Origin of the sequence: Natronobacterium gregoryi SP2 (assembly GCF_000230715.2) — an archaeon.
Taxonomy (GTDB): Archaea; Halobacteriota; Halobacteria; order Halobacteriales; family Natrialbaceae; genus Natronobacterium; species Natronobacterium gregoryi.
In genome coordinates this window covers 1,956,704-1,970,986 of the sequence record NC_019792.1, presented here as the reverse complement: position 1 = coordinate 1,970,986, position 14,283 = coordinate 1,956,704, and the positions used below count along the sequence as shown (strand labels likewise).

General features: G+C 63.1%; 16 protein-coding genes. 8 read left to right on the top strand and 8 right to left on the bottom strand.

What is annotated here, in order from left to right:
- Window positions 1-51: 51 nt before the first annotated feature.
- The 3 genes from NATGR_RS09805 (at window position 52) to NATGR_RS09795 (ending at window position 1,871) form a co-directional block, all read left to right on the top strand.
- Complete coding sequence (locus NATGR_RS09805) at window positions 52-951, top strand: acyltransferase (RefSeq protein ID WP_005577594.1); 900 nt, start codon at window positions 52-54, stop codon at window positions 949-951.
- Between the two features lie 114 nt (window positions 952-1,065).
- Window positions 1,066-1,383, top strand: a complete 318-nt coding sequence (locus NATGR_RS09800) for a DUF7577 domain-containing protein (protein WP_005577596.1) — start codon at window positions 1,066-1,068, stop codon at window positions 1,381-1,383.
- Window positions 1,384-1,541: 158 nt separating this feature from the next.
- The gene (locus NATGR_RS09795; RefSeq protein ID WP_005577598.1) at window positions 1,542-1,871 is read left to right on the top strand and encodes a HalOD1 output domain-containing protein; all 330 of its coding nucleotides are present in this window, start codon (window positions 1,542-1,544) and stop codon (window positions 1,869-1,871) included.
- A gap of 6 nt (window positions 1,872-1,877) precedes the next feature.
- Here NATGR_RS09795 and NATGR_RS09790 read toward each other — a convergent pair whose 3' ends face one another.
- Both NATGR_RS09790 and NATGR_RS09785 read right to left on the bottom strand, forming a co-directional pair.
- Window positions 1,878-2,270 carry a hypothetical protein gene (locus NATGR_RS09790; protein WP_005577600.1) on the bottom strand — a complete coding sequence of 131 codons (393 nt, stop codon included), beginning with the start codon at window positions 2,268-2,270 and terminating at the stop codon, window positions 1,878-1,880.
- Window positions 2,271-2,408: 138 nt separating this feature from the next.
- Complete coding sequence (locus tag NATGR_RS09785) at window positions 2,409-3,149, bottom strand: hypothetical protein (protein ID WP_005577602.1); 741 nt, start codon at window positions 3,147-3,149, stop codon at window positions 2,409-2,411.
- A gap of 229 nt (window positions 3,150-3,378) precedes the next feature.
- Between NATGR_RS09785 and NATGR_RS09780 the strand changes: the two genes are divergently transcribed.
- Entirely contained in the window at window positions 3,379-3,624 is a 246-nt protein-coding gene (locus NATGR_RS09780) for a hypothetical protein (RefSeq protein ID WP_005577604.1), read from the top strand.
- A 416-nt stretch (window positions 3,625-4,040) separates the two neighbouring features.
- Here the strand turns inward: NATGR_RS09780 and prf1 are convergent, their stop codons facing one another.
- Window positions 4,041-5,300, bottom strand: a complete 1,260-nt coding sequence (gene prf1, locus NATGR_RS09770; protein ID WP_005577613.1) for a peptide chain release factor aRF-1 — start codon at window positions 5,298-5,300, stop codon at window positions 4,041-4,043.
- Window positions 5,301-5,467: 167 nt separating this feature from the next.
- On the opposite strand from prf1, the gene minD reads away from it, so the two are divergent.
- The 4 genes from minD (at window position 5,468) to NATGR_RS09750 (ending at window position 9,357) form a co-directional block, all read left to right on the top strand.
- Complete coding sequence (gene minD, locus NATGR_RS09765; protein WP_005577615.1) at window positions 5,468-6,316, top strand: MinD/ParA family ATP-binding protein; 849 nt, start codon at window positions 5,468-5,470, stop codon at window positions 6,314-6,316.
- Between the two features lie 400 nt (window positions 6,317-6,716).
- A complete protein-coding gene (locus NATGR_RS09760; protein WP_005577617.1) occupies window positions 6,717-7,226 on the top strand; it encodes a hypothetical protein in 510 nt (169 codons plus the stop codon).
- A gap of 518 nt (window positions 7,227-7,744) precedes the next feature.
- The gene (locus NATGR_RS09755) at window positions 7,745-8,302 is read left to right on the top strand and encodes a hypothetical protein (RefSeq protein WP_005577619.1); all 558 of its coding nucleotides are present in this window, start codon (window positions 7,745-7,747) and stop codon (window positions 8,300-8,302) included.
- An 8-nt stretch (window positions 8,303-8,310) separates the two neighbouring features.
- Window positions 8,311-9,357, top strand: coding sequence for a lysylphosphatidylglycerol synthase transmembrane domain-containing protein (locus NATGR_RS09750; protein WP_005577621.1), 1,047 nt, complete (start codon window positions 8,311-8,313; stop codon window positions 9,355-9,357).
- 5 nt (window positions 9,358-9,362) lie between these two features.
- Here NATGR_RS09750 and NATGR_RS09745 read toward each other — a convergent pair whose 3' ends face one another.
- The 5 genes from NATGR_RS09745 to NATGR_RS09725 form a co-directional block, all read right to left on the bottom strand.
- Window positions 9,363-9,899, bottom strand: a complete 537-nt coding sequence (locus tag NATGR_RS09745) for an NUDIX domain-containing protein (protein ID WP_005577631.1) — start codon at window positions 9,897-9,899, stop codon at window positions 9,363-9,365.
- A gap of 25 nt (window positions 9,900-9,924) precedes the next feature.
- Window positions 9,925-11,058: a pyridoxal-phosphate dependent enzyme gene (locus NATGR_RS09740; protein ID WP_005577633.1), complete on the bottom strand. Its 1,134-nt coding sequence runs from the start codon at window positions 11,056-11,058 to the stop codon at window positions 9,925-9,927.
- Window positions 11,058-12,017, bottom strand: coding sequence for a succinylglutamate desuccinylase/aspartoacylase family protein (locus NATGR_RS09735; RefSeq protein WP_005577636.1), 960 nt, complete (start codon window positions 12,015-12,017; stop codon window positions 11,058-11,060). The genes NATGR_RS09740 and NATGR_RS09735 overlap by 1 nt, the downstream gene beginning before the upstream one ends.
- 68 nt (window positions 12,018-12,085) lie before the next feature.
- Complete coding sequence (locus NATGR_RS09730; RefSeq protein ID WP_005577638.1) at window positions 12,086-13,624, bottom strand: stage II sporulation protein M; 1,539 nt, start codon at window positions 13,622-13,624, stop codon at window positions 12,086-12,088.
- A 113-nt stretch (window positions 13,625-13,737) separates the two neighbouring features.
- On the bottom strand, window positions 13,738-14,229 hold the full coding sequence (locus NATGR_RS09725) for a TRAM domain-containing protein (protein WP_005577640.1): 492 nt from the start codon (window positions 14,227-14,229) through the stop codon (window positions 13,738-13,740).
- Between the last annotated feature and the right edge of the window lie 54 nt (window positions 14,230-14,283).

The following is a 14,283-nucleotide window of genomic DNA, read 5'->3' as shown; positions in this document are numbered from 1 at the left end:
ATCGCTCTCACAACCGAACCCCTATCAACTCGGCGGGCAATACGTCGGACTATGACAAAGCGGTACGTCTCGCTGCCCGAGGAGGCGGAGGTGGGGATGTGCGAGTTCATCGACGAGGTCGACAGCCGGCTCTCGAGCGACGAGGACACCTGCTCGGTCGTCGAGGACGTGTTGATCGACCTCTCGGGAGATCGCGAGGCATACGAGCGCTGGCAGCGCGGCGACTCCGTCTCGCCGGCAGAGCGGGTCCGTCTGCAGAGTTACGATCCTTGTAACACCACCCTCGAGAGCGAATACTACGCCGAGAAAGACGAAGATCGGTTCCGCCGTTCGAAACACCTCCAGTGGCTCTGGCGGCAGTTCGACAGTCTGCCGGTCGCGGACAACGTGGAGTTTGCGCTCCGGTTCCGGCGAATGCTCGCGGAGCATCTGTTCGAGGAGTGTGGCGAGAACTGTCGGTTCTTCAAGGGGATCACGTTCACGTACGGCCACAACATTACGGTCGGGGACAACGCGGTGATCCACGACGACGTTCACCTCGACGACCGCGGAAGACTCACCATCGGCGACCGCGTCTCTATCTCCGACGGCGTCCACGTTTACAGTCACGATCACGACGTCGTCGACCAGACCGACGTCCGCAACTATCACACGATAGTCGAAGACGACGTCCGCCTCACCTACGACTCGATGGTCCGTGCGGGCAACAAGGTCGGCGAAAACGCCATCGTCGGCGCGCGTGCCGTCGTCCAGCACGACGTTCCTGCCCATCACATCGCCGTCGGGATGCCCGCAAAGAGCGTCAAGATCAAACCCGGCTGGGAAGACATCGCGACGCCCATCGACGAGGCCGGCGGCAACCGCCAGGAACAGCGCCACCTCGAGTACGAACTTCCCGACGATCTCGATGACTTCGACGAGTTCCAGCGAGACCTACGACCCTCCGGATAGCGTCGACTCGAGACGTCGATCGGTTCCGTCCCGACGATCGTTTCGCGTTCCCTGAGTGTCCCCGCAGCCTGAGTCGGGGAATATCCAAGTGCGTTGAGAACGTACGACACACCGATGGAGCTCTGGGGCTGGCTCGTCGGCTACCTCCTGTTGTTTGTCCTTCTCCACCTGATACTGTACTACGTCTACCTTCACCGTGACAACGGCGACAGAACGGGATCGCCGTCCTTCGCGGACCCAAATCGAGCGGGTTCTCCGTCGTCACCCGGACCCGATCGGTACTCGAGCCCCCACGACCGCGAGGACCGCGAGGAACCAGACGAGCGCGAGTTCGACGGCGAGACGATCAGGTGTCCCCACTGTGGGGCTCGCAACGCGGCGGATCAGACGTTTACCTACTGCTGGCACTGTATTTCGACGCTCCGGCGATGACGGGAGCAACGTTCCCGGGCCAGAAGCGAGTATCCGTCCGCTCTTCTAGGACTCTCGTTCAAAAGTAACAGAAAACCAACCACTATTGTTGACGATCCAGTAATGGATGGATACGCTTTTTACCGGTCGAAGCCAGAGCGGTAGTGAGACGAACAGTCATGCACGAACGCACGTCCCCGTCATCGTCCTCGAGTCGGCCTGCAGTCTATCGCGCCGTTCACGACCCGGACAGTCCAGCCACGCTCAGCACTACCGTCGTTCACGCGCTGGCGGACTGCATGGGGGTCGATCCGACTGACGGACGGATCTCGCTGTACGACGCCGTCGACCCCGACGCTCTCGACAAACTCTTTCGCCCGCGTCACGACGGCACTGCCCGCCTCGGCGGCCACGTCTCGTTCGTCGTCGCCGATCACCGCGTGACGGTCTACAGCGACGGCGAAATCCTGATCGACCCGCCCGCATCCGACTCGAGAACGGATCGGTGAGCCGCCTCAGGCACACTCGAAAGACGCCGTCAGTTCGGACGCACCGTCGTTGTCGACGACGAGTGTCCCGTACCACGATTCGTCCGGGGTCGACTCACACGGCGGCACGTCGTAGATGGTGTATGAGTGTTCGCCAGGGACCTCGACCCGTACTTTGGTTATCGGCTGCTCGACGAGAACGGTCTCGAGAGCGCGCTCACCGTTCGTGAGGGCGTACGTCTCGTCGTGTATCCGGCTGCCATCGGCGTACGCCGTCACGACGTACTCGCGACTGTCGGTGGTCCCGTTCCGGATCGAAAGCCGGTACTCGATATCGGGGCGTTCGGTTTCGTCGGAACAGCCGGCGAAAAACGCCGCGAGTGCTCCACTGCTGAGAGCGAGCAGGTCCCGACGTATCATATGAAAAAGCTATCAACCAGATATATGTATTTTCGGATCGGCGGGAGCGACGATCGGCCGAGGGCGGCGCTGTTGTCCGATTCCGACAGGAGACAGCGATCGCAACGGAGTCGGCCGACGTTCCGTATCAGGCCCCGGTTACGTCGATAGCTCGTCGGCCAACCGCTCGAGGTGGTCGACGCCGACGACGGCAACGACTTCGCACTCGTCTCGTCGGAGCTCCTCGAGTCGGTCGATCATACACCGTTCGCGGGTCTCGTCTCTGTAAGCGAGGGCACTCTCGCCGCCCGCAACGCTGCCAAGCAGGGCGCGGACGCTGGCGACGTGTGAGCGTTCGTGGGCTGCCTGTCGTTCCGGCGGATCGTCGTGAGTGCAGTCGTACTCGATGGGGTCGTGATCGTACGCGACCGTCATCGACGTCGCCTTCGTCACCGTCGCGGCTACCCGACAGGCCACTGCCTCACGGGTCGCGCCGCCGAGACTCGAAACGACGCGGCGAGCGATGCGTGGCGAGACGCGGTCGGCGACCAGCCGTGTCAAGAGTCGCCGGAGGAACGACCAGTTCGGTGCGTCGATGCCGACGACGGCAGCGTCGGGGGCAGCCCCGATTGCGGTGCTCATCTCACCACCGAAATCGGGTCGATCACCGGCGTCACGGGCGTACGCCCGGTACAGTGGGACCGCTGCGGGCGGCAACTCGAGCGCCAACGTCTCCGGATCGAGTGCCTCGAGAGAGCGTTCGACGCGGCCGACGCTTGCGGGATGATCGTGAACGACGCCGAGAAGGGTAACGTCGCCGTCCGCACCGGTGGCCCGGCGGCAAAACCGCTCGGTGACGCGGGGATCGTCGACCGAGCCGGGGAACTCGTACGCGTCCATTGCTCACCCGGTAATACGGTACTACCGGTATAAACCTTGTGTTATCTGGAGGTAGACGCCTGTTACCCGTCGTTTCCGGAAATCGAACAGTCGCCGGCTGCGGAACGATCAGTTCGGCTGCCGTTTTGCTCGAGGCAACGATCTAGTACCCCTGTACAACGGTTTCGTCCGTTTATTCCACACCGGCCCTACCGCCCTGTAACTCGGTCCCTACCGGGGCCGGGAACGCATGAATCGGGAGACGATCACCAAAGACGACGAGGGGAAACGCGTACTGAACACTGACGGGACCGAAGTCGGTCGAATCGTGACGGTCGAAGACGGCCACGGCTACGTCGAGCCCGATCCAGGGCTTGCCGACACGATCAAAGCGAAACTCGGCTGGGGTGTGGCCACCGAGGAGGCACACCCCCTCGACGAGGGCAGCATCGAAGAGATCACCGAGGACGCGGTGCGACTCCGAGGAACCCTCTAAGTTTTTCGTGACACTTACCGATCGAGTTACGGCGACCGCGATCGCTCGAGAAAGGGCGACTGCTGCCTGTCGGACGAGGAGCAACATCGAGACGACGACGGTTCCGAGCCACCCGGGGCGACACTGGTGAGCTGTACGAGCACGGCGAGAAAACCGCCAACAGCGCTCACGGCGAGCGTGCCAGCGACGACGATGCCGTTCGTCGGCGGTCGCTCGGCAGCGCTTCTGAAGAACCAGTTTCGGCTCGACGGAGAACTCATAGCTCCAGTCCGCGTTTTTCGACTAATACGGATTACTGTAACGATTTACCGGCGCAACCGCCGCCCGGGTCGCGGTTGTGCCGGAAATGACTGACAGTAAACCGTATAAAACGTTTGGCGACAGCGTGAGGGGGCGGGCCGACTCGAGGAGAGGCGTTAGACGCCGGTCGAATACCGCAAAATACCAGCAAAGCCGCCGAAGGCGTTGTAGAGTTGGTCGCCTTTCTCGAAGTCCGTGGAGATGAACTTCGTCTCGGTGCCACGCTGTTCAGCGATTCCGATGAGGTGGTCGATCGCGTCCTCACGGTCCTCGTCGGTCGCCTCGACGGCGCTGTCACAGTCGCTGCACGTGTGGGCTGGCGTCGACTTCCGACGGTCGATCACCTCGTAGTCGGTGTTGCCACACTCCCCGCAGTCGAAGACGACGACATCTTTACGGAGATCCTCGCTGATGAGCAGCCGATCGACCGACCCCATCACCAGGTTCTGTCTGGTCTGTTCGAACCCATAGGTGGCGAGATCGCCCGCGTTGAGTTCCTCGAAGAACTCCTCCATCTGCTTTTTGTCTTTCATTACCTCGGCGTCGGCAAGCGCGTCTTCTGCGTTGTCGACGAGGTCGTCGAGGCCGGACTCGTCGGTGTAAGCGACGTCGAACTTGCCGATTACTTCGTCCTGAAGCTCGTGATGGAGGTAGTCACCGTCGAGAAACTCGTCTTTGGTCGGCGAAGGGCCGCCCACGAGAATCCCGTCGAGTTCGTGGCGCTTGGGGACGAACAAGTCGTTTGCCATCCCGGCGACTTCCTGGTAGAAGTTGTCAATTGCCTCGAGTCGCAGACGGGCGAACCGCTGGGCGGACTGGCCACCTTTGCGCTGTTTGCCCGGAACCAGCGAGGAAGCGGACTTGACGGGCTCGACGCGTTTGCCCTTCAGCCAGCCGACGTTGGATTCGCGGCGGTCGAGGACGATCAAGCCGTAGAGACCCTTGTCCGCCATCATCTCCTCGAGCGGTTCGGTCAAGAAATCCGAATCGCAGTGGTATCGAAACGACTCGATCGGCTGGGGTGGGCTCTCGAGGACGTTGGTGACCATCTCGGTCCGACCACCGCCGGAGTCGACGGCACCCGAGAACAGCACGATCCCGTTTTCCGGTGGATACGTGTCGTAATACCGGAGCCGGTCTTTGATACTCGTCAGCGCGTCCTGGACTGCGGTGCGGGTCTGTTTGGATTTGATGTTTGCCGCTTCGCTGTGTTCCTGGGTGACGTGCTGGACGACGTCGCTGATCTGGCGGTCTTCGGGAACGTAGATCGATACGAGTTGCGTTCCAGAGCCGTCGTAGTTCTTGAGATCTTCGATGACCTTCCGAAACTCGTATTTCTTCCGGTCTGATTGCTCCTGCTCGCCCTCCTGGCTCATTGTCCGTACAAAACGCTGCTGTGGGTAAGTATTCTTTGACACGGCACCGAGCGCGTGATATTCCCGTTCACGGACGGACGGCGTCGACTTGTTTTCCCGGATTCGGCGACGGACGCGAGGTGACGATTTAAGTTCTAGCCGTTCCACTGTCCGGACACTACTCGAGTATGTCCCAGGAGACGGTGTACGCCATCGCGAGCGGGAAAGGCGGTGTCGGGAAGACGACGACGACGGTAAACCTCGGCACGGCGCTTGCACAGGCGGACAAGCGCGTCGCCGTCGTCGACGTCGATCTCGGTATGGCGAACCTCGCCGGGTTCGTGAGCCTCGCTCCCGATTCGACGACCCTACACGACGTATTGACCGACGACGCAACGATCGACGAGGCCACGTACCGCCTGGCAGACAATATCGTCGCCCTTCCGAGCGGCACCGGGCTGGACGATTACGCGAACGCCTCACCCGAAGGCCTCCGTGGCGTGGTCGAAAAACTCAGAGACACCTACGATTACGTCTTCCTCGACGTGGGCGCGGGCATCAGTCACGAGACCGTTCTTCCACTCGGCCTCGCTGACGGCGTCCTCGTCGTCTCGACGCCGGAACCGGCTGCGATCCAGGATTCCCAGAAAACGGTCAAACTGACCAACCGGACCGGTGGCACCGTCGAAGGGCTAATCCTCACGCGAACGCACCCGAACAGCAGCCTCTCCTACGAGGAGATCGCCACACGACTCGAGGTACCGCTGATCGGCACGATCCCCGAAGATCCCATCGCCCGCAAGAGCGTCTACGCCGGGACGCCGCTGGTCGTCTACAAACCCGACGGCCCCGCTGCGACTGCCTATCGGCAGATCGCCGCCGATCTCGCCGGGATCGACGTCGCACGCACCAAAATCGAGGACCCAGAAGACGACGAGAGCGACTCGAGTGACGGCGACGGAGGCGGAGACGGTGGCTGGGAAGCCTCGCCGGACGAAGTCTCGAGTGCGATCACGGAAGCAGAGTCAGACACCTGAGACGGTTTGCTGTCAGTCAGTTCCGGCGCGACCGCGGGTTCTCCTGCGGTCGCGCCGGGACATCGGGACAGCAGTCCGTATGACTCGCTCGTCGATGACGTCTCATGGGACGCTCCCACTAACCCGCCGGTAGGTCCTACCTGTATCCACCGTTTTGGCGCTCGAGGGCGTACTTTTGTCGAAATCGATGACTACCCATCACGCGGGACAGTCCGCGTTTTCGACCCGTGCTCGGACGGTGAGAGCGGATGCTGCAGCTGAAAGTAAAATCCCGACAAAACCCACCACAACCGCCTGAAATGACGTCTCTGCCGTTCCCAGTGGTCCGGTTTCAGTTCCGTTCAGGTGCGAAGAGAGTACGAGCTAATTACTAATCCATCCGTCTCTCGACCGCTCGACCATGGAGCGACGTAAGATCCTCCTCGGCAGTGGAGCCGCGCTCGCAACCGTCCTTGCGGGCTGCTCGAGTACCGAAACTGGCGAAGAAGACCCCGACGATGGTGATGATCACGACGATGGTGACGATCACGACGACGGTGACGATCACGACGACGGTGACGATGGGGTCCCCGGACTCGACGACGACGATCTCGAGTCAGATAGCGACGTGATGACCGTCATGGAGGTCGATCACGAGGACGACCGCCTCTACGTGCGCAGTCGAACCGACACGACGGACCCGGATGTCCTCTCGATGGAACTCGAGACGGTGGCATACGATGTCGCGGCCGCAGTCACCGACGCCGACCGCTTCAAAGCCGAAGTCAGCGAGGTCGAGTGGGTACTCGAGTACGAGGGGAGCCACGTCCTCGGCGTGTTCGTCAACGTGGAGTGGATCGTCGACTATCTCGAGGGCGAACTCACGGAGGACGAACTCGCCAAGAAGGTTCTCGAGTCGAAAGAGCAGTAATCGCAATCGGTCCCGGCCGCCCACGACGCCTCGAGTGCTTGTGACTCGATCGCGCGGAGCGCTGTCGGACGACGGCGTCTGACTTCCGTTTTCCGGACCGCTGACTTCTACACAGGCCGACCACTGGACGAGCCGGGTTCGTTCACCACTCGGATCGTTGCGTCCTCCCGGACGACGACCAACGGACAACGATTCCGATCGTCTCGCCGATTTCGCTGTGGGAGCGTTTCGGTCGTGGCGGCCCACACACTCCGTCCTCTGTTGGAGTTGACCGAAACCTCCCGTGTGACTGCTGGCCGAGAAACTTCGTGGTCACGGTATCGCGCGTTTCGTTTGCGACAGTGATCGCGAACTTGCTGCTCCAGTACTAAACAAATACACTTTCACTAAGGAAATTCTAGTTGGTAATCTTTATGCAACGGTACGCTCCAGTAGGCGACACGAACAGACATGGAGCGAAAACAGTCACGAGTATCGACGAGAACACTGCGGAACGATCTTCTCGAGGTAAATCGATTGTGAAGCACCTCTTCGCCACCCTCGAGAAGTCCTGCGTGTCGCTGCCGGTAGTGTTCGACGTCTACGTGTGGCTCTACCGGTCGGTCGTCGCCAATGAGATCGATCTCGGTGACGTCGGCCCGACCGACGGCGTGCTCAACGTCGGCTGTGGCGCGTTGCCGTTTACCGCTGCGTTGCTCGCCCGCGAGGCCGGTGTCTCGGTCTACGCACTCGACCAAGACGAGAGCGTACAGTCGCGAGCGCGGCACCACCTCGCTCGAGCAGCCGTCGCCGACCGTGTCGAAGTCGTCGCCGGCGAGGGGACGGCGGTCGACGCGACCACGACCATCCCGCTCGCCGAGGTAGACGTCGCCGTAGTGGCCGCCCAGGCCGAACCCAAAGCCGAGATCGTCACGACCCTGCGCGAACTCGAGGACGGCCCAGATCGGATCGTCGTCCGCCAACCGCGCTCGCCGTTCGAGAGCGAGTACGGTCGGCTCCCGGACGCGTTCGATCCCGACGGCACCACCAGCCAGCCGACGGTCACGTTCGGTCGCTCACTGCTCTTCGAGGCCTAGCCACCCCCATGAGCCGAAAACACGTCCTCTGGGTCGTCGGCATCTGTCTGCTCACGCTGTTGACGGTCGTCGCCGGCTGGCAAGAACTGTGGGGAGCGATCCAGCGTGGAAACCCGATCGTGCTCGGTGGGCTCTGTCTGGTCCAACTTCTCACCCTCGGCGTGATCGCCTACCAGTGGCAGTACCTGTTCGGGCGTGCCGACGTTCCCCTGGGATTTCGACGGGTGTTCGAAGTGACACTCGCCGGACTGTTCGTCGAGAGCACGACCCCGACCTCGAAGCTCGGTGGGATGGCAGCGAAACTCTATCTCTTCGACCGAACGACCGAGACGAACTACAGGACAGCCTCCTCGGTGTTGCTGGCACAGAAGTACGTCTCGCTGCCGCCGCTTGCGCTTCTCTGTGTCGGCTCTGCCAGCGTCGGTGCCGCCAGCCTCGAGTCCGAGGCGATCTCGAGCGCCGTCTACGGACTGGTCGCAGGCTTCGTCGGGCTCGTCGTCGGACTGACCGTGGTCCTCGCGGCGTCACGGCGGGAGCCAACTCGTGACGTTCGATCGCTGACCGCGGTTGCCCTACCGGATTCGGTCACGTCGGTCGTCGATCGGGGACTCGAAACCCTCGAGTCGACGGTCGCGGAGGCAGGAGTGTTGCTCGACCGCCGCGGTCGATACTGGCTGTACTCGCTCTCGTTTCTCCTCTGGATCGTCTACCCGCTGAAGATTTACGCCGTCGCCTACACCCTGGGCATCGAGACGACGCTGACGATCGCGTTCGTCGGCACGTACCTCGCCTACATCGTGAGTCTCGCACCCGTCTCGCCGGGCGGTGTCGGCACGTTCGAAGGAATGCTCGCAGTCGTCTTTCTCGCCGGGGGCATCCCCTTTGCGGACGGACTCTCCGTCGCCGTCCTCTCACGCGTCGTCACCTTCTGGGTCCCGCTCGGCCTCTCGGCGCTGGTAACGGCAGTCCTCGTGTGTGACGAAGACGGCGTCGTCTCCGAGGACGACGGTGTCGTCTCACGGGTGGCGACACTGGTCGACCGCGTTCGACGCTGACCCCGTCACCGAAAGCGGCGGAACGCAGCCCGAAACCGCTCCTCGTGAACCGGCCGGAACTGCTCGCTCGAGTCGGTAAACGCCGACGGCGTCCAGAACCGAGCGTCGGCCGCGTCGCTGCCAGCAGTCGGTTCGCCAGTCGCGTCCGCCCAGTCTGCGACGTAGTACGTCGTGACGACGTGTTTCCCGTCCCGTGGCGGTAGTGCAGTTGCGTCTAGGATCTCGAGTGCGTCGGGAGCGACCGACACACCAGTCTCCTCTTCGAGTTCGCGAGCGGCCGCAACTTCGGGCTCTTCGCCGACCTCCATGTGACCGCCGGGGATCGTCCACTCGCCGACGCCGGGCGGGACGGCGCGTTCGACACAGAGGACCGCAGGTTCGGCCCGCGACTGATCGACGACGGCGACGCCGGCACAGGGGACGGGGTTGTGCCAGACGACGCGCTCGCAGGACGGACAGTGGCTGCGGTCGTGGCCGTCGAACGTGATCCGCTCGAGGCCCGTTCCGCAGTGAGGACAGTACTTGGCTGGACGGCTGACCATCTGGACTCCTCTCGGTGCCAGTGGTTCAAAGGGCTTTCAGTCCGCTGCCGGTCAGCGGGACGACAACGTCGTCGTCGCCCTCGAGTACACCGGTCTCGCGATATCGATCCAGCGCCGCCGGAGCGACCGCACTCGTCGGCTCGACGTAGAAGCCGTTACGGTGGAGACGATCGAGCGTGGCCTCGATCTCGTCGTCGTCGAGCGCGATGGCGTCGCCGTCTGTTCCGTCGATCGCCGCGAGAACGTCGTCCATGCGGGCGGGTTCGGTGATCTGGATGCCGTCTGCGACGTCGGTCTGCTCGAGGCCGCCGTTGCCGCCGAGTGCCTCGACGATGGGGGCATAGCCCTCCGCCTGTGCACCGAGCAGGCGGGGCAACTCGTCGACGATTCCGGCCTCGGACAGTCGACTGAATCCGAGGTACGAGCCGAGAAACAGCGTCCCGTGTCCGAGCGGAAGCACGACGGCGTCCGGTGCGGTCCACGCTCGCTGGGCGGCGACCTCGAAAGCGAACGTCATCGTCCCAGCGTAGAAGGCGGGGTTCCAGGCATGACTGGCGTACCACCCCTCGCCCGTCTGGGACGGAGCCCCGTCGTTCGAGTCGTCGGCCTCACCTGCAACCGCGTCGATGCAGGCGTCGGTGACATCCTGGCGACTCCCCTCGATCCGGATCGGGCGCGCGTCGGCCTGCTGGATCGTCATCAGTTTCGACTGTTTGACGTCCGCCGGCACGTAGATGTCGGCGTCGAGCCCCGCTCGCGCGGCGTAGGTCGCAATCGCCGCGCCGGCGTTACCCGAGGAGTCCTCGATGACTTTCTCGACGCCGAGTTCGGCCGCCCGCGAGAGCGTCGTCGTCGCGCCCCGATCCTTGAACGAGCCGGTCGGGAAGACGTACTCGAGTTTGAACTGGGCGTCCCAGTCGGGAGCGTCTACGAGGGGCGTGAAACCTTCGTGGAAGGTGACGCGTTGCTCGATCGGCAGGAACTCGGAGAACGCCCAGAGCCCGTCGCTGGAGTCTAGCTGGGAGGCCGCCAGCGGATCGCCCGTCGGAAGCGGCTGCTCGACGAACTCGAGGGCGCGCTCACAGCCACAGCGCCACGGTTCGGATGGCCCGGCCTCGTAGGTGGTCCCGCAGGCGGGGCAGACGAGATCGGACGCCATCAGTAGCTGTCGACGTCGGTGCCGACCGAGCAGACGTACTCGCCGGTGGCGACCTGTGGCAGCCGCCGAGTCCGCCAGAGAATGCCGTCACCGTCGGCGGTGACAGTCTCTTTCGGTTCACCGAAGGGCGTCGTCACCTCGTAGAGAGTGTCCCCACGTGTCACCTCGTCGCCGAGGTCTTTCTGGAGGCTGACGAGGCCGCCACAGGGCGCACCGTACTGTTCGAACCCGTTTGCCCGAGTCTGGCGCTCGGGGTCGAGTTTGCCCTCGAGAAAGTCGTAGTACGTGAGGACATTCAGGACGCCCGTGACGCCTTTTCTGATGCTCTCCTCGTCCCAGCCGACGCAGCCGCCGAGTTCGGGGTCGACGGTCGGGACTCCGTCGTCGGGAGCAGCGCGTGCGAGTTGGCCGTCCGGTCCCTTCTGGTCCAGGACGTAGCCACAGCCGAAGGCTTTCGCGAGTTCGAGACACTCGTCGTGGAGCCTGTGACGCTTGCCACAACGAACCCTGACCTCGTCGATCATCCGGCTGGTCGATCCCTGGTGGAGATCGAGAATCAGATCGGCACGTTTTGCCACGTCGAAGGTCGCGGCTGCGATACGTTCGCTCGAGGTGCCGCTTTCGTTACCGGGATACGCGCGGTTCATCTTCGTGTCGTCGATCGGGTTCCGATGTTCGGCGACCTGGAACGCGTGGTAGTTGACGATCCCGACGATCAGGATCGTGCCCGCGATTTCGGTGGGATCGAGTTGTGGGACCACACGCTGGAGGACGCCAACGCCGTTGAGTTCGTCGCCGTCACTTGCTGCCTGCAGGTAGAGGGTGTCCCCTGGTTTTTCGCCGTTGATGACGGCGACGGGGAGCCCGAACGGACTCCCGTCTCGGGTCTCGCCGACCTCGAGTCGGCCCGTATCGACTTCGCCGGGCCCTGCGCTCGCTGTTCCGAGCCTCGTCGTCATGTCACTCACGACGGACCCACTGGCCTTTATTGATTCGGTCTCTTCGTACGGTGAGAGCGTCGCTGCTTCTAGAGGAACGGCTGATAGTAGTACGGACTCACGAAGCCCTCGACGACCCCGGCGACCGCAAGCAGGATGCCAACGCCGACGAGTACCCAGAACGCCCGCTCTAGTTCGTCCGCGAAAGTGACACGACGGAGCTGTCCGCGTGCTGCTCGCCAGAAGGTAACGCCGAGCGAGATACCGAGTGCGGTCGCGATCAGGATCGCCGGAATCTCGAAGATACCGTGGGGGATCACGAAGGCGAGCAGTTCCACGGGTGCGACCTCGAACTGGGAGAGAACGCCCATGAACATGCCGTTGAACAGCAACGAGACGATAGCGGGGACGACGAGTGCGAGCCCCGAAAGCGCCGTCGTTATCGCGACCATCCAGTTGTTCCCGAAGAACTCGAGGGCTGCCGTCGGCGGAACGTGGCCGTCGAGACGGGCCGCGATCGAGGCCTCGAACGCGTCGATGCCGGTGTATGGGTCGGCAACGCGCCAGCCAGCCCAGAATCCGACGAGTGCCAGCACGACGACGACGGCGTGTGTGGTCGGCGTCGAACGGACGAACGAGAGCATCTCGTGCCAGCCGCGGTCGAGTCCCGCACGGAACTGCGTTCGGACGGACCGTTCGGGCGACAGCGGCGGCGTCAGTCGGCCGCGGTAGTCACAGTACAGCGCAGTCTTCAGTAGGTCGAGTGCGGGAAGCAAGAGAAACACCGCAACCAGCGAGACGACGGTGACGACCTCGAGTACTGCAAGAATACCCGAGACGATCGAAAGCGCGACGATGGAACCGACCGAGAGGGCGTAGTAAAACACCGCGTCGACCGGCTGGGAGCGGACGAACGAGACGGTCGCGGACAGCGAGCCGAAAACGCCCGCGTCGTCGACGACGACGGCGACCGGGGCGAAGGCAAACACTGCGCGAACGACGGCAAGCGCCGCGACGACCGCAAGCGTTGCGAACAGTCCAACCAGGATTCCAACTGCCGGGACGCCAGCCAGGGTGAAACCGCCGACGAGGACGAGCATGACGGCCAGGAACCCACCCCCGACGAACAACCAAAGGGCAAACTCGAGGACGTACAGCCCGAGGAGCCGGCCGGCGAACCGTCGAGTGCCAGCGATACCGGCGACGAGTCCGCGTTCGTCGCGCAGCCGGCCGTAACAAGCCGACAACTGGGCAGCCGAGACGATCGGGAACAACGCGATTGTGAGGAGAATCGTTCCGCCGATCGCAACCAGGGCGAGAACGGCGATCGTCGGCGTCAGCAACTGCTCGAAGACGGGAGCGAGACTCTCGGCCCACGCGTCGAACGCGTCCGGATCGGCGTCGGGAGACAGTGGGTCGAGGTCGATCGCTGTGAGTTGCTCGCGTGCCGTGGTGATTCTGCCGGTCGCCTCGAGATAGACGTACCCGACGAAAGCGGCCAGAAACGGGATAACTCGAGCGATGGCGGGGACGGCAGCCCCGAGCAGATACAGCGGCAGAAAGTCACCCGGCCGATTGCGAAACACGGCGACGACCGCGGCGACTGCGTCGGAAAGCGAGCGGGACATGGTCGTCCCACGACTTGTTCGCACGGAAAGAAATACGTTCCGGAGACCGAGAAGAAGCCGTCAGCCGAACGAAACCGATCGTTCGAGCGCCACGTGACTGTCCACTCGAGCCCTTACGAGCCCCAGAAGTTCTCGCGGCTCCCGAGCCGTTCACGCTGTGGCTTGGGACCGTCCCGGTCGGCCGTCGTCTCGTCTTCGTCGTCTTCGTCGTTGTCTTCGTCGTCGTCTTCGTCGTTGAGTGCCGGTTCGTCGCCGACGTCGTCGTCTTCCTCCATCGGGACCAACTCGAGTTTTTCTGCGCGGGCGTGGTTGCTGTGGACCTGTGAGATCTTGACTCGAGCACGCGCTTCGGGCAATACACCGTCGATAAGGACGATAAATCCATCCTCCGTTCGGCCGACGCCAGCGCCGCTTTCGTGCATGTCGACGACGTCGACGACCAGTTCTTCGCCAGCCTTGACCGGCTGGGTCTGTAGGTCTTCGATCGGTTGGCTGTAGTGGTTACACCACTCCTTGCCACCCCGGTCGCCGTAATGTTGACACCCCATTCCCGAGATACGTTCGGAAAAGCTCGGACAGTCGTCGGCAAGTGGACAGTCTGCCATGGACCGTAGTACCATCGGCGTCGTTAAACCGTTTCCGTCTTCCAGACACGCACG